Origin of the sequence: Alteromonas sp. Mac1 (assembly GCF_001562125.1) — a bacterium.
GTDB lineage: Bacteria > Pseudomonadota > Gammaproteobacteria > Enterobacterales > Alteromonadaceae > Alteromonas > Alteromonas stellipolaris.
Window position 1 is genome coordinate 114,340 of the sequence record NZ_CP013932.1, and the last position, 19,513, is coordinate 133,852.

Below are 19,513 nucleotides of genomic sequence, written 5' to 3' on the forward strand. Positions count from 1 at the left end.
GTTATAGCAATGCCCACTTAACAGTTAATCTAAGATAAGTGAGCATTAACTAATGTATGTTTTTGAGGGTATTTACATTAGCCACATTCTAATTGTGGTGTAGGTAAGTGACGTATTTTAACGGTACCGTAAGTAGATTCGCCACTGGCATTATCAAACTGTAAGCCGCGGTTGGCGCGTTCTTCTCGAGGCGGTATTTTAAACGCGTTTCGATAACACTTACTAAAGTGAGGAGTAGAAACAAAGCCACAGCAAATAGCCACTTCAATAATAGAAATGTTGGTTTGCTTAATAAGCTGCCTTGCGCGGGTTAAACGAATTTGCATGTAATAACGATGGGGGGAGCAGTGCAAATACCGTTGAAACAAACGTTCTAACTGCCTGCGAGACAAATTCACAAAACCAGCTAGCTCGTTTAGATTCAAAGGCTCTTCAATATTGGCTTCCATCAAATGCACTATATCTTGAAGCTTAGATTGATTAGCGCCTACAACGTGCTGAAGTGGAATGCGCTGCATTTCTGATTCGTCGCGAATATGCTCATGGGCAAACATCTCACAAATCGCAATTTGAAGTTCTTTTCCATACTCTCTGCCTATTAGGCAAAGCATCAAATCCATAGGGGCAGTGCCACCGGAACTACACCAACGTTTATGTTCAATGGTGTAAAGTTGGTTGGTGCTTTTAATTTTGGGGAAGTCTTCTTGCCAGCTGGCTAGCATTTCCCAGTGAATGGTGCAGTTTACGTTATCTAACAATCCCGCTTTTGCTAATGCATAACTTCCCGTGCAAATACCGCCTAAAATAACGTTCTTTCTAGCCAGGTAATTTAACCAGTTCAAATCGAGTTTGGTAATGTTTTCTTTTACCGCAACACCGCCGCAAACCATTACCGCCGAGTAGCTTTCATGGTTTTCGTATCGGGCGCTTACGTTAACACTCAAACCGTCACTAGCAACAACGGGTTCTCCGCTGGCGCTAATGGTAGCCCAGGTGTACAAGGTTTTACCTGAAAGATGGTTTGCCATGCGCAAGGGTTCAATGGCAGACGTTAATGCCATCATGGTAAAATTGGGTAGTAATAAAAAGCCTATATGGCGAACACGTTCGCCTTTGCCTTCGTACTTTGTCTCTATCGGTCTCATTGCATTAGCCTCTAGCTTGCCATGTTTTTATTATTTTTAATGGGTCTATTTTTTGATTAAATTTTGATTCAAATAACCGTTTTATTAGCGATGAGGCTAGGTGACGATTATTGAATCACTACAGGCAAATGCAGTATAAAAATAACGACTTTATCTATTCTAATTGCGTCATTTTTATTCAAAAAACAAAGTTATTGATGTTTTATTACACATAACGAAAGTTTTTTCTACAACGAATGTGCACTCTCGTTAGTTTGTGTGTACAGGTTGATAAAATTAGTGTGGTGAAAGCTGGTTGATTTAGGCCTCTTAGCTTAACCCTCTTATTTTATATCTTTCAGTTGAGGCCTTTTGGTTAAAGCCCTTAACTGCGAGTTGTCGACGCCGCAATATTCACTTGCATGGTGTAACTAAACCAGTCGATAAAGTTAATTACCCCAAACTCATAAGTGGCAGAATAAGGCCCTGGTTGATAGGCTATTGAATTAATACCACGTTGGTTGTTTTCTACCAAACGTCTATCTTGTTTATTGGTTTCATCCCATACATAGGTGAGTCTTTCAGGGTCGTAATCTACACCTTCAACCGCGTCTTTATGTACCACCCACTTTGTGGTTACTTCGGTTTTACGTGGTCCAAGGGGTTTAACTTGAAAGGCAACAATATGGTCACTTTGCGCATGGTTCCACGAATTCGGCAGGTGCAAAATTCGCATTGAACCTAACTCTGGGTTTTTAATCCTTCCCATTAGTTTCTTTACCGCTAATTGGCCATCTACTGTCATTGCTAGCGAGCCCTCTTTTAACGGCATACGAACAATGCGGTTGCGCTTGGCGTACCCGTGAGAAACGTGCTTGTGAGGAATTCCTTCTGCGTCCCATAACGCCTGCTTCGATGCTACTAGAAACTTAAACTCATCGCTGGCTCTTGGATCTTCGGTATCATCCCACTCCAGCAACGAGCCTAAAAGCTCTGGATGCGAGCCGCTACAGTGATAGCACTCACGGTTGTTTTCTATCACTAGCTTCCAATTTGCCTCTTCTACTATGGTCTTTTCAACGGCCACTTTTGCATTTTCTAAATCGTAGGGTTCAAGGTAGTGGGCAAGATCTTCAAAGTAATCGTCAATATTGGTTGGGTTGTCACTAAGCGAGATATAAATGTACCCGCCCGCATTTCGACAATGCACAGGGTGTAAGCCGAATTTTGATTTATCAAAATCGTCACCCATGTCGGTGCCAGCGTACAGTAAATTACCATCTAGTTCGTACGTCCATTGATGGTACGAACATACCAGCTTGGCCGTTTTACCTTTTTCGGTTAAACACAATTTCGAACCACGATGGCGGCAAACATTATGAAATGCGCGTACTTCGCCGTTTTGATCGCGCACTATTGTGATAGAGCTATTACCAATTTGCTGAGTCATGAAATTACCTTTCTTAGGAATTTCGCAGCTAAGCCCTACAAACAACCATTCTTTTTGAAAGATTTGCTCCATTTCAATATCAAAGTTGGCTTGCTCGGTGTAGAAGGGCTGAGGAAGCGACAACGAGATAGGGTGCGCTTTTAAGCTATCCGCTATCGCTTGCTCTTTGGTACAAGGTATTGTCGAACTCGGTATAATATTTAGGTTTGCCATTCTATGTGTTTCCTTGCCCTGTATGGTTTCCAGCGTTTTTATATGGTTAAGCTGGTGAAGTGTTGGTTTTACAGAGCCTTTGTATGTTCGACATGTGCTCTACCTGAATTTTTTGATTTTGCAGCGCCTGAGTGATTAAAGCATTTCCAAAAACGACAAAACTAGCGTGCAATTCCGACCTGTCGCGTTTTTTCTTAACCCGTTTAATTTGCGCAAGCGAGTTTGGATTTTTACTGTTGGTGTTATTGGTTATAGGCTTGTCGTTTTTGAATAAGTGGGGCATTTCTTACTAGTAGATATTGAGCGCATATCCCGTTTAGTTTTATGGAATGTGTTCGCAATGAGCGAGAATTTTTTAACCGATGTAAATACGCAAAGTTGGGCCAATGGGCGCCATGAAGTGCAGTGCGTTAACGTTATCTATGAAACCATGGATGTGCGCACATTTTGCTTTAAGGCAAGCTCACCGGTTATGCATTTTTTCAAGCCGGGGCAGTTTGTTACCTTTGAATTGCAAATAAACGGTGAGCAAGTATTTCGTAGCTACACTATTTCGTCGTCACCCTCTGTGCCCTACAGCTTTTCCGTTACCATAAAACGCATACCTGGCGGCCAAGTATCTAACTGGATGCACGACAATTTAAAGCTTGGTGATCTACTCACTATTCACGGCCCCGTTGGTGCATTTAATTGCTTTGATATTGTCAGCGACAAAGTCTTATTGCTATCTGGCGGGGTAGGTATTACGCCTATTATGTCAATGACACGCTGGTGGTACGACACCAATGCTAACGTAGATATCACCTTTGTTCACAGTGCCAGAACACCTAGAGACATTATTTATTATCGCGAACTGAAATTAATGGACTCGCGCATTGATAACTTCAATTTAAATATCGTGTGCGAGCGTTACGAAAATGGTGAAAGTTGGAATGGTTATTATGGGTTTGTCGATCAGCGCCAACTAGAAATTATTGCCCCTGATTTTATGCAGCGAACTATTTTTTGCTGCGGACCGCCAGCCTACATGGATGCTATTAAAAAGCTGCTCACGGTAGTGGGTTTCAACATGGAAAATTACCATGAAGAAAGCTTTGGCTTGCCGCCTACCGAAGCCCATGAAGATGCGCAGCAGCAAGCTGACGACAATGCGAATATCGATATTGATACCGACGATTTATTACAGGTTGAATTTAGTAACAGCGGTAAATCAATCAAAATTCAACCCGATCAAACCGTGCATACCGCCGCGGCATTGGTGGGGCTGCATATTCCCAAAGGTTGCGGGCTAGGCATGTGCGGTACTTGTATGGTGAAGAAAACAGCTGGCGAAGTTGAAATGTCACACAACGGCGGTATTACCGATGAAGATGTGGAAGATGGCTATATTCTAAGCTGTTGCAGCATACCGAAAGGCGATGTGTCGATAGAGTATTAAGCGCCCTCATTCATATTTCCATACTGATTACTTTCCTATTAAAAATTCCGGCTAGCCCGGAATTTTTCGTTTTTATAACCCTTTTTTTACAAGCCTTTTTGATAAGCCAAATGGGTGAATTAAACCAAGTTTTTACGCCATGAAAAAATGTCGCTAATGGTGGCAATTGTGGCGTTAGCAGAACTATTAGCCAGTAAAACGAGGGCTAATATGCTGCACAAGAAGTCGAACTAAACAGCGAAAAGATTCACTTTGAATCAGCTAGATACAAAGCGCCTTCGTCCAAAAGTTAGTGTTATTACATTCACATTTATTTACGACAATGTTCGCTGCTGTCGGTGCTGAGGAAAGAAAAATGTTTTGCAAAGATGATCAGATTGCCGAGTACGATAATGAAGTTTGGCAAGCTGTGCTTGAAGAAGAAAAACGCCAACAGGATCATGTGGAACTGATTGCGTCTGAAAATTATACCAGCGCCCGGGTGATGCAGGCGCAAGGCACTCAGCTAACGAATAAATATGCTGAAGGTTACCCTGGTAAACGTTACTACGGCGGTTGCGAACATGTTGACGTAGTAGAGCAATTGGCTATCGATAGAGCGAAAGCGTTGTTTTCAGCTGATTACGCAAACGTGCAACCCCATTCTGGATCGCAAGCTAACGCCGCTGTATTTATGGCATTGCTCGAGCCAGGCGATACGGTATTAGGCATGAGCTTAGCGCACGGTGGGCACCTAACCCACGGTTCAAAGGTTAGCTTTTCAGGCAAAATTTATCATTCTGTGCAATACGGTTTAAATGAAGCTACTGGCGAAATCGACTACGACCAAGTAGCGGCGTTGGCGCACGAACACAAACCTAAAATGATTATCGCCGGTTTTTCGGCTTATTCTCGCGTAGTAGATTGGCAGCGTTTTCGCGATATTGCCGATGAAGTTGGCGCATGGTTCTTCGTTGATATGGCCCATGTGGCAGGCTTAGTAGCGGCGGGGCAGTACCCTAACCCAGTACCCATTGCCGATGTGGTCACCACCACTACCCATAAAACCCTTCGCGGCCCTCGTGGTGGGCTTATTTTGAGCAAACACAATGAAGCTTTAGAAAAGAAATTTAACTCGGCGGTTTTCCCTGGCGGCCAAGGTGGCCCGCTAATGCATGTTATTGCAGCCAAAGCCATTTCGTTTAAAGAAGCGATGGAAGCAGACTTTGTTGAATACCAACAGCAGGTTATCGACAACGCCCGTGCCATGGCCGATGTATTTAAAAAACGTACCTATAAAGTGGTGTCGGGCGGTACCGATAACCATTTATTTTTGCTCGATTTAATTGATAAAAGCATGACCGGTAAAGATGCTGATGCCGCCCTTGGTAAGGCAAATATTACGGTAAATAAGAACTCAGTGCCTAACGACCCTCAATCACCTTTTGTGACCAGCGGGCTACGTATAGGTACGCCAGCTATCACCACTAGAGGGTTTGGCATTCAACAGGTGACTGACCTAACCCATTGGATTTGCGATGTGTTAGACGACATTCACAACGAAGACATGATAGCCACCGTACGCGCTAACGTGTTGGCGCTGTGTGAAGCTCACCCGGTCTATCGATAACATCTTAGCCATTTTTACTATGACTAGCAGCCTACAGAAGTAGGGTTGGCATTAATAAACAGATATTGCTGCGCGCAATGAATGAAAGGTAGAACCATGCAAAAATACTCTGGGTTCGGACTGCTAAAGCATTCCTTGAGTCACCACGAAAACTGGCAGCGAGTATGGCGAAACCCAACGCCTAAAAAGCACTACGATGCCATTATTGTTGGCGGTGGTGGTCATGGTTTGGCCACGGCCTATTACATGGCAAAAGAGCATGGCATGACCAATATTGCTGTGGTTGAAAAAGGCTACCTTGGCGGCGGCAATACGGCGCGTAATACCACCATTATTCGTTCCAATTATTTGTGGGATGAAGCGGCGCATTTGTATGAACATTCATTGAAATTGTGGGAAGGCTTGGCCCAAGATTTAAACTACAACTTAATGTTCAGTCAGCGAGGAGTGCTTAACTTAGGTCACACATTACAAGACATGCGTGACATTGAGCGAAGAGTAAGTGCTAACCGACTTAACGGTATCGACTCTCAATTACTTAATGGTCAAGAAGTACAAGACCTAGTGCCAATTCTTGATTGTTCTAAAAACGCACGTTACCCCGTTATGGGAGCATCGTGGCAACCCCGTGGCGGCACAGCCCGTCATGATGCCGTGGCATGGGGCTATGCCCGCGCCGCAGATGCCCTAGGCGTAGACTTATTACAGCAAACCGAAGTAACCGGAATTCGTCGTAAAGACGGTGCAGTTTGTGGTGTAGAAACCAATCGTGGCTTCATTTCTACCGATAAAGTTGCCTGCGTAGCCGCAGGTAACTCGGGTACGCTAGCCAAAATGGTTGGCATGGAGCTGCCATTGGAGTCTCATCCTTTACAAGCCATGGTGTCTGAACCCATTAAACCCATACTCGACACGGTTGTTATGTCTAACCATGTACATGGTTACGTAAGCCAATCGGATAAAGGCGACTTAGTCATAGGCGCGGGAATCGATGGCTACTTGGGTTATGGGCAACGTGGCTCGTTTAATATTCTTGAACATACTATTTCTGCCATTATCGAAATGTTCCCTATTTTTAGCCGAGTAAGGCTTAATCGCGCATGGGGCGGCATTGTTGATACGTGCCCTGATGCCTGCCCGATTATTTCGAAAACCCATATTAAGGGGCTGTACTTTAATTGCGGTTGGGGCACCGGTGGGTTCAAAGCTACGCCGGGGTCGGGCCATGTTTTTGCACACACAGTGGCAAAAGATGATCCACACCCACTTGCCAAAGCCTTCGATGTGAACCGTTTTACATCGGGCAAACTAATTGACGAACACGGCGCTGCCGGTGTTGCGCACTAAGCCAGGGAGATTAAAACATGTTACATATCTACTGCCCTTATTGCGAAGAATATCGCGAAGAAGAAGAGTTTCATCCCCATGGTCAGGCCCACATTGTGCGCCCTTTAGCGCCAGAATCGTTAACCGATGAAGAATGGTCTCAGTATCTGTTCTTCCGCAAAAACCCACGTGGTTTACACCATGAAATGTGGGTGCATGCAACTGGGTGTCGAAAGTTCTTCAATATGACCCGACACACCGTGACCTACAAAATACTCGAAACTTACAAAATGGGGCAGCAGCCCAGTATTACTGCTGAGGACACACAATGAGCCAAGTAAACCGTCTTGAACAAGGTGGCCGCATTAATCGGTTTAAAACCTTAAATTTCACGTTTAATAACAAAACCTATCAGGGCTTTGAGGGCGATACACTCGCCTCTGCATTATTAGCCAATGGCGTTGATGTAGTCGGCAGAAGTTTCAAATATAGCCGCCCCAGAGGGATTATTACCGCTGATGCTCAAGAGCCCAATGCTATCTTTCAAATAGGCTCGAACGACGCTTCTACTATTCCCAATCCGCGGGCAACCCAAACCGAGCTGTATCAAAACCTTGTGTGCAACGCCACCAACGGTTGGCCCAATGTAGATTTCGATTTAATGGAAACGGTAGGTAAAGTAGGTGGCGCAGCTATGCCTCCGGGTTTTTACTACAAAACCTTTATGTTTCCTCAGTCTATGTGGATGTCGTATGAAAAAATTATTCGCAAAGGCGCTGGTTTAGGCAGTAGCCCATTACAACCCGACCCAGATACCTACGACAAAATGCATCATCATTGTGATGTGATGGTAGTGGGTGCTGGCCCAGCTGGTTTATCTGCGGCATTAGCTGCAGCGCAAGCAGGCTGCCGCGTTATTATTGCCGATGAACAAAACGAAATGGGTGGCAGCTTACTGTGCTCTACCCAATTGCTTGATGGAATGAGTGCATCTGCTTGGGTGGCCAATACCCTAAGTGAGTTAGAGCAAAATGAAAACGTTACGCTACTTCCACGCAGCACCGTATTCGGTTATTTCGACCATAACTTTTTAGGTATTAACGAGCGCCGTAGCGATCATATTGGTGAAACTGATAGCAATGGCACGCGTCAGCGGGTGCATAAAGTACGGGCTAAACAAGTTATTCTGGCCACGGGCGCGCACGAACGGCCATTGGTGTTTGGTAATAATGATGTGCCGGGTTGTATGTTGGCGTCTGCGGTTTCTACCTATATTAATCGTTATGCGGTAGTACCTGGCAATACATTGGCCTTAATGACCACCAACGACAATGCCTATAAAGCAGCAATAGCTTGGCATGACGCTGGTAAACAGGTGGCCTTAATAGCAGATACACGGCCTACCCCAGAAGCTGGTACTGAAGGCGATTTGGTAAAACAAGCCATTGAGCTTGGCATTAAGGTTTTATTCGGACACGCCATTATTAACGTAAAGGGCAGTAAGCGGGTTAAATCGGTGGAAGTGGCACCTATTAGCAGCAATGGGGAAAAGGTTGAGGGTGAAGTGGTGAGCTACACCTGCGATACCGTCGCCAGTTCTGGCGGTTGGAGCCCTGTACTGCATTTATCGTCGCACACTGGCAGCAAACCAGTATGGCGAGATGATATTCAAGGTTTTGTGCCAGGTAAAACCGAGCAAGCTCAGCTTATCTGTGGCGGCGTTAATGGCATATATTCGTTAGCACAAGTGTTGAATGATGGTATGCAGTGCGGCACTAAAGCATCACAAGCGGCAAACGGTGAGTTGGTGCTAGAGCCCTCAGCGGATCAAGAGCCTTCAGCGGGTCAAGAGCCTTCAGCGGGTAAAAAACCTTCAGCTGAACCAGCTCCCAAATTAAAGCTAGTAGAGCCAAGCAGTGCACCTGTTATTAATGAGCCAGTTGAAGCACCCCCCATGGCACTATTTCATATTCCGCATGTGAAACCTACTAGTCGTGCTCCAAAACAGTTTGTCGACTACCAAAACGACGTGACCGCCGCAGGTATCGAGCTTGCGAACCGCGAGGGCTTTGAGTCTATCGAGCATGTTAAGCGTTACACCGCGCTGGGATTTGGTACCGATCAAGGCAAGCTAGGTAACATTAATGGCATGGCCATTACTGCCAAGTCATTAGGTAAAACTATTCCTGAAACAGGCACCACTATTTTTCGGCCTATGTATACGCCGGTTACCTTTGGGGCACTGTCGGGCAGTGATGTTAAGCATCTATTCGACCCCGCTCGCTTTACCGCTATGCACAGCTGGCATTTAGCCAATGGCGCAGAGTTTGAAGATGTAGGTCAATGGAAGCGCCCATGGTATTTCCCTAAACCAGGGGAAAGTATGGAGCAAGCACTGCAACGTGAATGCTTGGCCACTCGCAACAGCGTAGGTATTTTAGATGCTTCAACCCTTGGCAAAATAGACATTCAAGGCAAAGACGCTCGAGAATTTTTAAACCGTGTTTATACCAACCCATGGAGCCAGTTAGCCGTAGGGAAATGTCGCTACGGGGTAATGTGTAAAGAAGACGGTATGGTATTTGATGACGGGGTTACCTCGTGTATTAACGACAACCGCTTCTTAATGACCACCACCACAGGCGGCGCGCCTGCTGTTTTAAGCTGGCTAGAACTATGGCATCAAACTGAATGGCCTGAATTAGAAGTGTACTTCAGCACGGTTACCGATCATTGGTCTACCATGACCATTTCGGGCCCTAATAGCCGTAAGGTGTTGGAAAAACTCACTGATGCTGATGTGAGCAACGAGGCCTTTCCATACATGGGCTGGATTGCCACAGAAGTGGCTGGTGTGAAGGCGCGTATCTTCCGTATATCGTTCACTGGTGAACTGTCTTTTGAAATAAATGTGCAAGCCAACCATGGGCTTCATACATGGGAAGCAGTAATGGAAGCCGGAGCGGAGTTCGAAATAACCCCATACGGCACGGAAACCATGCACATATTACGGGCTGAAAAAGGGTTTATTATAGTGGGGCAAGATACCGATGGCTCGGTAACGCCGCAAGATTTAGACATGAACTGGGTGGTAGGGAAAAAGAAAGAATTCAGTTACCTAGGTAAACGCTCGTGGACCCGAGAAGATAACCAGCGCAGCGATCGTAAACAATTTGTAGGGTTAAAACCCAAAGATAAGCACTTCGTATTACCCGAAGGCGCGCAGCTTGTGTTCGACCCCAACGAAAGTATTCCTATGACTATGGTGGGCCATGTTACCTCTAGCTATTACAGTGCGTGCTTAGGTCACTCTTTTGCACTGGCTGTTGTGAAAGGAGGTCTTGAGCGCATGGGGCAGTCTGTATTTGTCCCTCTGGCCGATGGCACCACAGTGGAAGCCGAGATATGCAGTTCCGTATTTTATGATGCCAAAGGAGACCGTCAAAATGTCTAATATCGTTAATGTACAGTCACCTTTGTACCATGCAGATTTTGAGTCTTTAGCCAGTGTAACTAACGAAGGCGGCGTATCTCTTCGTGAAGCTAAATTACTGGGGCACCTTAATTTACGAGGTAATAGCGACAGTCCAGAATTTAAAAACGGTGTAGAAAAAGCACTGGGGTTAACCTTACCGCTAACCCCATGTACGTCGGTAGAAAACGATGACGCTACTATTATGTGGTTATCGCCCGATGAGTGGCTAATTATTATTGAAGGCGGGAAGGAGGAAGCAATAGAAGCAGCCCTAAGAGAAAGCATCACTGGGCACTTTGCGGTGTCTGATATTAGTGGCGGGCAAACTATTCTTGAGCTTAGTGGGCCTGATTGTATCAAGGTATTAAAAAAATCAACGGGCTACGATTTCCACCTTAAGCAGTTCCCTGTTGGTAAGGTTATCGGTACCGCATTCGCTAAATCGTCAACTCATATTCGCCGCACAGGTGATTACAGTTTTCAGCTTATTGTACGCCGCAGCTTTGCCGACTACTTTTGGTTGTGGTTACAGCAAAGCAGCAAAGAATACGGCTTGCGTGTAACCCTCTAATTGGGTCTACATCTTTATATTTCGTGAAAGGAACCGTAATGGCGCTGCCTAGAAATACTCAACAACAAAACGCGCAAGCACAAATTATTACCGCCAGCTGTTCAAGTAAGTTAGGTACGGTCGATGTGGTCACCCGTTATTTGTATCAAAACGGCTTCTACATTACCGAAATTCACTCGTTTGACGACACTGAAAACGAACAGTTCTTTATTCGCATTGAATTTCGGCCAGACAACGGCGCGAACTTCGACAGGCAAGCCTTCTTTGAAGGTTTTAGCCCGCAAGCCGATAAGTTTTCGATGCAATGGCAGTTGGTCGCAAAGGCGTATAAACCTAAAATTGTGATCATGGTGTCGAAGCAAGATCATTGCTTAAATGATTTATTATACCGTTGGCGGGTGGGCAGTTTAGCGGTAGATATACAAGCTATAGTGTCTAATCACCCCGACTGCGAAAGCCTAGCAAAATGGCACAATATTCCTTACTACCACTTTCCTATTAGCAGCGAAACTAAGGCTGAACAAGAAGCCTTGGTTTGGGGAGTTATTCAGCAATACGATACGGATTTAGTGGTACTTGCACGGTATATGCAAGTGTTGTCGAACGACATGTGCGTGAAGCTAAAAGGCCGCGCGATTAATATTCACCACTCGTTGCTACCTGGCTTTAAAGGAGCCAAGCCTTATCATCAGGCTTATGAAAAAGGCATTAAATTGGTAGGTGCTACTGCCCATTATGTTAGCGATGAACTTGATGAAGGGCCTATTATTAGTCAAGGCGTGGAAACGGTAGATCATGGTTTCTTGCCGCAAGACCTAGCTGCAAAAGGGCGTGACGTAGAGTGCTTAACTCTGGCTCGCGCGGTACAAAATCACATTGAAAACCGCATATTTCTTTATGGGCAAAAAACCGTGGTGTTCACTAAGTAACGCCACGGCAGTATACGCGCATTTCTATGGTTTAGCCTAAGCATCTGGTTTTGGTTCATGCTCACCATAAGCGGCTGACGTAGAGTCCTGTTCTAGTCCAAAAGCGGGCGCGTATTCTGGCTCTGGCTCTGAAACTGGCTCAACAACTGAAGCTTTTTCAGAATCAACAGGCTCTTCTTCATCAATACCCACTTCTATAACTTCATGGGTCGTTTTGCTTACACTTACGAAAGGCATGAAGTGCTCACGGTCTACCTTGTGGAATTTAATTCGGTATACCGTCCAGCAAGCCAAAATGAAGAAGGCGAGGGCGGATACAATAAACAAAGCATGTTGGGTGTATTTAATTAACGAAGACACCACTATTGGCCCAAATACACTGCCTAAGCTATTCATCATTAACACACCGCTCCCAATCTCAATCACCGATAGGTCGGTGTTATCATTTGCGTGGGCTAAGCACAGTGCATAAAGCGGAAAGACTAAACCGCCGAATAAAAACATGGTGATGAATATAAACGAGGGGCCTTCAAAAAAGGGCTGCACAGCAATAACACATATAATGAACCCAACAACAGCTAGACCAGCAATGACTAGGCGTCGGTCGATAAAGTCAGATAATCGACCTAATGGGTATTGCAACGCGGCCCCTCCTAACAGGGTAACGGCCATAAAAATACCCACTTGCCCTGCATCAAGGCCATTGCTATCTGCGGCCACAGGCCCTAATGCCCAAAAGCCGCCTGTCACAAAGCCGCCTAAGAAGGCTCCTACCATGGCAATTTGTGAAACCGACATAATACGTTTAAAACTAAATTTTATATCAGGAATAGGATTTGGTGCTGTTCGTGAGGTTAACCCAATAGGTAATATGCCTAGTACTAATAGTGCCGCGGCCAGCATGAATAGCCTTTCAAAGCCAATATCGAAGCCGACCAACACTTGCCCTACACAGATGGCGAATAACGTAATAACCGCATATATTGATAGAATACTGCCGCGATGATCAGAGCTAGTTTTCTCGTTAAGCCAGCTTTCAATTACCATGTAGATACCCGCCATCGACCATCCCATCAGCAATCGCGCTATCAACCAAGATTCAAAATGGTTCACCATGCCAATGAACAGCATAGAGGCAGTAGTCAGGGCAATTAACACAGTAAACACTCTGATATGACCTACCCTAGCTACAAGCTTTGGCACACTTAAACACCCAAATACAAAGCCAAGAAAATAGCTAGAACCGATATAGCCTATGGTAGAGGGCGCCCAATCTAGACTTACAGCATACAAAGGTACTAGGGTATATTGTAGACCGTGGCCTATCAGTAAAATGGCCGCAGAAAGCAGCAACGAAAACATAGATTGAAGTAAAACGCGCATAACTCTACTCAATGTAAGAGGCGCTAGTAGGGTAGTTTACTAACGCCATGCCTGTAACTGGTTAATTGGAAAAGGTTAAAAGCCTTCAGGGGGGTCTATATTCCTGTGGTTTTTTGCTGGCTTCGGTTCCAGCATATTGCCACGAGCTACGCGGTATATCAGCACAAATAATGAAGCGTTTACGCAAATAATGATAAACATGGCAGGCAGGCCGCCTAAATTCGACATCATTTTAATGCCGTCAATACTGGCAAAGCTCACCATTACCCATGCGATAACGCCAATACTAATACCCCACACGAATTTAAGCATTAACAATGAGCCCGAGTTTGCACTCGCATCTTCGGTGGTATCTGTGGCGCATTCAACACTAGCAGCTGTCTCTGGTTCATCGGAATCTGTAGAGCACAAGTTACTCATGGTGTCGGTGTTGGAGTCGGCGGCGGTAACGTAAGAAATAAACGTGATACAAATGAATATAGTCGCCACGATAGCGCTAATTGGCAGGTTATCAAATAGCGAGTAAATAGCGCCTTCAGCCCCGCTGGTATCCATAGCTTGGCGAATGCCGCCATTTAATTCTTGGTCAAAAAACAAGGTGCTGCCAGAAAACGTAGACATCCATATCATGGCGAATAAGGCAGGAAGTACTAAGTTCACCACAATGAACTGCCTAACGGTGTAACCACGGGCAATTCTTCCTAAAAATAACGCTACCACGGGGGCCCATGCGTACCAATTTGCCCAATAAAACACTATCCATAACTTCGGCCAGTCGTCGTTCGGTCCGGTGTAAGTATTTAGGCTTCGGGCAAAAAAGTTAGTGCCATAGTCAATTAACCCTTCAATACCTAACGAAAATACATAGCTGGTGGGGCCGAATAAAAGTACAAATATACAAGCAACGATAAAGATTTTAGCGTTCAGATTAGATAGCTTAGCAATACCTTTTTGTAACCCACTTACCGCAGATGCCACGAAGGTAATAACAATGGCGGCACACACTAATGCCATCACGGTTTTCGTATTGGGCAGCCCTAATACTGACTCTAACCCGCCGCTTAACATCAACACTCCTGTGCCTAACGAAGATGCCATACCGGCAACTAACGCAAACAGCGCAATCGCATCGATAACCTTGCCTGTCGCTGGGGTGATGAGCTTGCCTAAAAAAGGCCTTAGTGACGAGCCAAGAGAAAAGGGCATTTGTAAGTTGTAAAAACACAGGGCAAATACCAATGCTGGCAAGCAGTAAATAGCATAGGGGGTGAACGTCCAATGCATAAACATGGTGGCCATGGTAAATACCGCTGCGGCTTCACTTTGCGCTTCAATATTGAGTGACACGGGCGGTTCATAGAAATGGAACATGGGCTCTGCCGCACTCCAAAACAAAATGCCGGTGGCCAATGTGGTACATAAAGTAATAGAAAACCACTGCCATTTAGAGAGCAATGGAGTAGCACGGCTACCACCAATTCTAATTTTGCCTAACGGGGAGAAAAAAGTAGCGATAAGTGAGAGCAGCAAACACAGCGTAGAAAAGCTAAATAACCATGCGAAGGTATCTAATATCCAATCATTGATGTTGGTAACCACACGTAAGAAATGTGCTAAATCAATAAAACTGAAAACCATGGCGGCGAGAAGGAGCAAAAAGGGAGGCCAAAATACGCTGTGTTTAATATCGTTTTTAAAATCGAAGCGTAGCCATGCAGGGGGCTTTTTAGCTAGGGCTTTTTTTGCATTTAATGCTTTAGCTGCATTATGAGACATTTTTTACCTTCTTTTGCTTATTGTTTGCTGTACGAAGCAGCGTTTTAAATTTTTAAGGTAAAGCCAAGATTTGGTGAATGTAAATTGTAAATGACAATCACGGCGTGAATGTGTTTTTTTGCCCAGTTTTTGTTCTCACCAAACTTCTTGTCGATTGCGAAAAGTGAACAAACCTTGTTCGGTTATTGCTTATTAATGATGCCATTGTTGTAGTTAAAAAATGGCAGAGAGTATGTTCACTATTATTCTTGAATAGCGCTCTTCGTGCCAGATTAGCATTCAAGGGTGTTGATATTTTGATTATAACGACTCATAACTTTCTAAATACGTCGCTGCAAGTTTAAAAATTATTTCCTTTGATTATCTGGTTATAAAAATTAATTTTTAAGCTTGTAAATCATTTAGCATTTTTTAATTAGATCTGAGTTTTTCTCTGGCTTTACCAATTTTCACGTTTTTTTAGTTTGGAATTAATACAAACCAATTTTTAGTATATAGAAATAAAATTCGTATGTCTTATATGAACCGGTAAATGTCTTGATTGGAAAAGTGAAACATATCTACAGTGCTTTAATAGACGGCTATTCAGGGTAAAAATTAATTTAACGAGTAAGCCATGATCAGCGTCTTCGATATGTTCAGTATTGGTATAGGGCCGTCAAGTTCTCATACCGTTGGGCCCATGCGCGCTGGCATCGCCTTTTGTGAACAGCTGAAGTACCTTCAGTTGTTTGAGCTGGTTGATGAAGTGCGTGTAGAGTTGTTTGGATCGCTAGGGCAAACGGGTAAAGGGCATGGCACGGGAAAGGCGGTTATATTAGGCCTTCAAGGTTTTACCCCAGAGTCTATTGAGATAGAAAGTGTCGAGCGCAATTTGGCTGATGTTGCACATCAACAATGGCTAAAATTGCATGGCCAGCGACAGGTTATTTTTAAGCGTGAAAACGCTATTGTATTTCATCGCCGCAAAACACTGCCCCTTCATGCAAACGGTTTAACCTTCCATGGGCTTCAAGGGCAACGCATAGTCGCTAGCCAAAGTTACTATTCCATTGGTGGCGGGTTTATATTGCGGGATGAAGACTTCCATCAAGAAAAGGCAGCAGCGGTCCAACAAGACGATAAAAGCGTACCTTACCCTTTTTCCTCAGCGTCTGAATTACTGCGTTTATGTAAAGAGCACGGGTTATGTATTAGTTCTCTGATGTTGGCAAATGAAAGCGCAGTGTGTAGTAACGATGAAGTTAAACAGAAGCTATGGCATCTGTGGCAGGTTATGCAAACCTGTGTATCTAATGGTATTGCCAACGAGGGAATTCTACCAGGAGGCTTAAAAGTCACACGGCGTGCCCCTAAGTTATTCCGCCGACTTCAAAATGAACGTACCACCGATCCTATGCAGGCAATGGACTGGGTTAACTTATTTGCATTGGCTGTAAATGAAGAGAATGCGGCGGGCGGCCGAGTGGTTACTGCACCTACTAATGGTGCGGCAGGCATTATTCCTGCCGTACTGCATTACTATGAAAAGTTTGTTCGCCCGGTAGATGAAGATATTGCGGTACGGTACTTACTGACGGCAGCGGCGATTGGTATTTTATACAAGAAGAATGCGTCTATTTCTGGGGCTGAAGTAGGTTGCCAAGGTGAAGTGGGTGTGGCTTGCTCTATGGCCGCTGGGGCGTTAACCGAGATACTTGGGGGCACGGTAAGCGAAGTTGAGAATGCGGCTGAAATTGGCATGGAGCACAATTTAGGGCTAACGTGCGACCCTGTAGGTGGCTTAGTGCAAGTGCCTTGTATAGAAAGAAACGCGATGGGAGCGGTAAAAGCAATTAATGCCTCTCGACTGGCGCTTCGGGGCAACGGCGATCAAAAAGTCTCCCTCGATAAAGTGATTAAAACCATGCTTGAAACCGGCAACGATATGAAATCAAAATACAAGGAAACCGCTCGCGGAGGCTTAGCGGTCAATATTATAGAATGTTGATATAAATGCGTGGGTGATTGAGTTCACAAGCCTGTAATGCAAAAAGCATTGAAAAGCTGAAGAATGTTAGATAGTGCCCTCTGCAAATAAGACATTCAGGTCGTACACTATACTTGGGAGGTGATTTTTAGCATCCAGTCAAAGAAGTGTTTAACATCAGGTTTGTCTTTGTCTTCCTTGCGACAAATAATACCCCAGCTTCCAGAAAACGTGGTTTCATGCTCACAGGGCTTTACCAATCGACCCATGCGTAAATCATCGTCTATAAAGGGCCCATTCACCAACGCCACTCCTTCATTATTAATGGCCATTTCAAGGGCAACAGCTTTTGTATCTACCACCATATAAGGTGTAATAACATTGGGTGTAAGATTGGCGCTCTCAAACCACCGCTTCCAATAATCTACTTCGGTTTCTACAGACAGTAGAGGTAAATCTAATAAATCTTCGGGTGTTAATTTACCATCGTATTTTTCAAGCAAGGTTGGGCTACACACCGCGTATACACGGGAGTCGAAAATGGGCTCCCAATGATACCGGTCTGAAGGCGCGGTATCGCAATACACTATGCCTACATCTGAAGATTCTTCGTCGAATTCCCATTTCGAAGCATACGTATCAAGTTGAACATTTACCGTGGGGTGTTCATCGTGAAAAGCGGGTAATCGGCGAGCCAGCCAGCGTATAGATAGAGTGACATAAGTTTGTACTCGCAGTGGCGCGTGCTCTACCGCTTTTTTAACCGTTGCCACACCTAAAGCAAGTTGCTCAAGTGCTTCTAGAACATAGGGGTAAAACAACTTTCCTTCATCGCTAAGAATGACATTTCTGCCGTCGCGATTAAATAGTTTTACTCCTAAGTGCTCTTCTAAGTTTTTGATTTGATGGCTAATCGCTGGATGCGTTAAATTTAACTCTTCCGCCGCTGCGCGGTGGCTCAGCCTGCGTGCAGCGGCCTCAAAACCGCTTATGGTACTGAGTGGCGGAAGTAACCGACGTTCCATTTAGAGACCTTAATCATTGAAAAATTATCACAACATAACTACCAAACAATGGCGTAAAATCCAACTAATAACTACAGATAGACCCGCGAAAGTAGTTGTTTTCACATCTAAACGCATAAGCTTAAAGGCATTAACCTTAAGCCAATAAGATGAAGGCAACCCGTTCAGGTTGCCTTCTAGTAAAGATGCTGCCTAGTGCAATGTTTTCTTAGTTAAGCATGCGATAAATGGAAATAATGGCTTTAGTAATCGCCTCTTAGTGGCACCACAACTTCGTAGCCTTTTTCTTCTGGCTCGTCGTCAACCATAAACGCCGGAAAGCCTTTACCAAGTACTTTAACGTCGCAAGCATCTTCCATTCGGCGAATGATATTAGGCGAATATTCACGAGGGCCGTAGCGCTCTTCACCATCTTTAAATATATCTACCATTAAAGGTGCAAGCTCTAAAGGTATGCCTGCGCGCTTTGCCACTTCGTCAAACAGGCCAACATCTTTGGATACCAAATCCATAGTAAAGCCAATATCACGGCTACCGTTAAGTATTACCTGAGATTCAGTTTCGTGAACGAACGAATTACCCGATGACGCTTTAATGGCTTCATAGGCTACGTTCATGTCCATCCCCATCACTTTAGAAACCGTCAATGCCTCTGACAATGCAGCAAGGTGCACTGTGCAAAGGTAGTTAGTCACTACTTTTAGGGTTGATGCAGAACCAAGCGCGCCAGTGTGAAGCACACGTCTGCCCATAATGGTCAAAATAGGTAGAACGGTATCGAACGCTTCACGGTCGCAGCCTGCAAAAATAGAGATGTTGCCCGTATCGGCACGATGGCAACCCCCAGATACTGGGCAATCGACAGGCATGGCACCTTTTTCTTTTACCAAGGCGCCAATGCGGCGAACTTCAGCTTCATCGGTTGTACTCATTTCTAGCCAAATCTTACCAGGACTAATACCTGCCAACACGCCGTCTTCGGCTTCCATAACGTGAGAACATGCGGCTGGAGAAGGCAAGCATGTGAATATAACATCACACTTTTCAGCTATCTCTTTTGCTGAGTCGGCAGACTTGGCACCACGTGCAACAAAGTCTGCGACGAATTCTGGATTTAAATCTCTAACGGTAAGGTCGCAGCCGTTACGTATTAAGCTTCCTGCTAATTTGCCACCCACATTACCTAATCCGATGAATCCTATCTTCATGTGTTTACCTTTTTATT

General features: G+C 44.8%; 14 protein-coding genes. 8 read left to right on the plus strand and 6 right to left on the minus strand.

The window, feature by feature from the left end; translation table 11 throughout:
* Positions 1–77: 77 nt before the first annotated feature.
* Both AV939_RS00500 and AV939_RS00505 read right to left on the minus strand, forming a co-directional pair.
* The gene (locus tag AV939_RS00500; RefSeq protein WP_061996767.1) at positions 78–1,145 is read right to left on the minus strand and encodes a GlxA family transcriptional regulator; all 1,068 of its coding nucleotides are present in this window, start codon (positions 1,143–1,145) and stop codon (positions 78–80) included.
* A 364-nt stretch (positions 1,146–1,509) separates the two neighbouring features.
* Positions 1,510–2,787 carry an aromatic ring-hydroxylating oxygenase subunit alpha gene (locus AV939_RS00505; protein WP_061996769.1) on the minus strand — a complete coding sequence of 426 codons (1,278 nt, stop codon included), beginning with the start codon at positions 2,785–2,787 and terminating at the stop codon, positions 1,510–1,512.
* A gap of 340 nt (positions 2,788–3,127) precedes the next feature.
* Between AV939_RS00505 and AV939_RS00515 the strand changes: the two genes are divergently transcribed.
* The 7 genes from AV939_RS00515 to purU all read left to right on the plus strand — a co-directional run bounded on the left by AV939_RS00515 (position 3,128) and on the right by purU (position 12,135).
* The gene (locus tag AV939_RS00515) at positions 3,128–4,225 is read left to right on the plus strand and encodes a hybrid-cluster NAD(P)-dependent oxidoreductase (RefSeq protein ID WP_057794904.1); all 1,098 of its coding nucleotides are present in this window, start codon (positions 3,128–3,130) and stop codon (positions 4,223–4,225) included.
* A gap of 355 nt (positions 4,226–4,580) precedes the next feature.
* Positions 4,581–5,834 carry a serine hydroxymethyltransferase gene (glyA, locus tag AV939_RS00520; RefSeq protein WP_061996773.1) on the plus strand — a complete coding sequence of 418 codons (1,254 nt, stop codon included), beginning with the start codon at positions 4,581–4,583 and terminating at the stop codon, positions 5,832–5,834.
* A 96-nt stretch (positions 5,835–5,930) separates the two neighbouring features.
* A complete protein-coding gene (locus tag AV939_RS00525) occupies positions 5,931–7,181 on the plus strand; it encodes a sarcosine oxidase subunit beta family protein (protein ID WP_057794900.1) in 1,251 nt (416 codons plus the stop codon).
* A 17-nt stretch (positions 7,182–7,198) separates the two neighbouring features.
* Complete coding sequence (locus tag AV939_RS00530) at positions 7,199–7,492, plus strand: sarcosine oxidase subunit delta (protein ID WP_057794898.1); 294 nt, start codon at positions 7,199–7,201, stop codon at positions 7,490–7,492.
* Positions 7,489–10,614: a sarcosine oxidase subunit alpha gene (locus AV939_RS00535; protein WP_061996775.1), complete on the plus strand. Its 3,126-nt coding sequence runs from the start codon at positions 7,489–7,491 to the stop codon at positions 10,612–10,614. Before AV939_RS00530 ends, AV939_RS00535 begins: the two co-directional genes overlap by 4 nt.
* Positions 10,607–11,206 carry a sarcosine oxidase subunit gamma gene (locus tag AV939_RS00540; protein ID WP_061996777.1) on the plus strand — a complete coding sequence of 200 codons (600 nt, stop codon included), beginning with the start codon at positions 10,607–10,609 and terminating at the stop codon, positions 11,204–11,206. Before AV939_RS00535 ends, AV939_RS00540 begins: the two co-directional genes overlap by 8 nt.
* 38 nt (positions 11,207–11,244) lie before the next feature.
* The gene (purU, locus tag AV939_RS00545) at positions 11,245–12,135 is read left to right on the plus strand and encodes a formyltetrahydrofolate deformylase (protein ID WP_061996779.1); all 891 of its coding nucleotides are present in this window, start codon (positions 11,245–11,247) and stop codon (positions 12,133–12,135) included.
* Between the two features lie 36 nt (positions 12,136–12,171).
* Here the strand turns inward: purU and AV939_RS00550 are convergent, their stop codons facing one another.
* Both AV939_RS00550 and AV939_RS00555 read right to left on the minus strand, forming a co-directional pair.
* Positions 12,172–13,518, minus strand: a complete 1,347-nt coding sequence (locus AV939_RS00550) for an MFS transporter (RefSeq protein WP_082746011.1) — start codon at positions 13,516–13,518, stop codon at positions 12,172–12,174.
* A 75-nt stretch (positions 13,519–13,593) separates the two neighbouring features.
* A complete protein-coding gene (locus AV939_RS00555; protein WP_082604998.1) occupies positions 13,594–15,294 on the minus strand; it encodes a BCCT family transporter in 1,701 nt (566 codons plus the stop codon).
* Positions 15,295–15,910: 616 nt separating this feature from the next.
* On the opposite strand from AV939_RS00555, the gene AV939_RS00560 reads away from it, so the two are divergent.
* Positions 15,911–17,284 (plus strand): L-serine ammonia-lyase, encoded by a 1,374-nt coding sequence (locus tag AV939_RS00560; protein ID WP_061996781.1) that lies wholly within the window; start codon positions 15,911–15,913, stop codon positions 17,282–17,284.
* A 107-nt stretch (positions 17,285–17,391) separates the two neighbouring features.
* On the opposite strand, the gene AV939_RS00565 is transcribed toward AV939_RS00560, so the two are convergent.
* Together AV939_RS00565 and AV939_RS00570 are read right to left on the minus strand one after the other, a co-directional pair.
* Positions 17,392–18,288 (minus strand): LysR substrate-binding domain-containing protein, encoded by an 897-nt coding sequence (locus tag AV939_RS00565; RefSeq protein ID WP_057794887.1) that lies wholly within the window; start codon positions 18,286–18,288, stop codon positions 17,392–17,394.
* Positions 18,289–18,530: 242 nt separating this feature from the next.
* Positions 18,531–19,496 (minus strand): NAD(P)-dependent oxidoreductase, encoded by a 966-nt coding sequence (locus AV939_RS00570; RefSeq protein ID WP_061996783.1) that lies wholly within the window; start codon positions 19,494–19,496, stop codon positions 18,531–18,533.
* Positions 19,497–19,513: the final 17 nt, after the last annotated feature.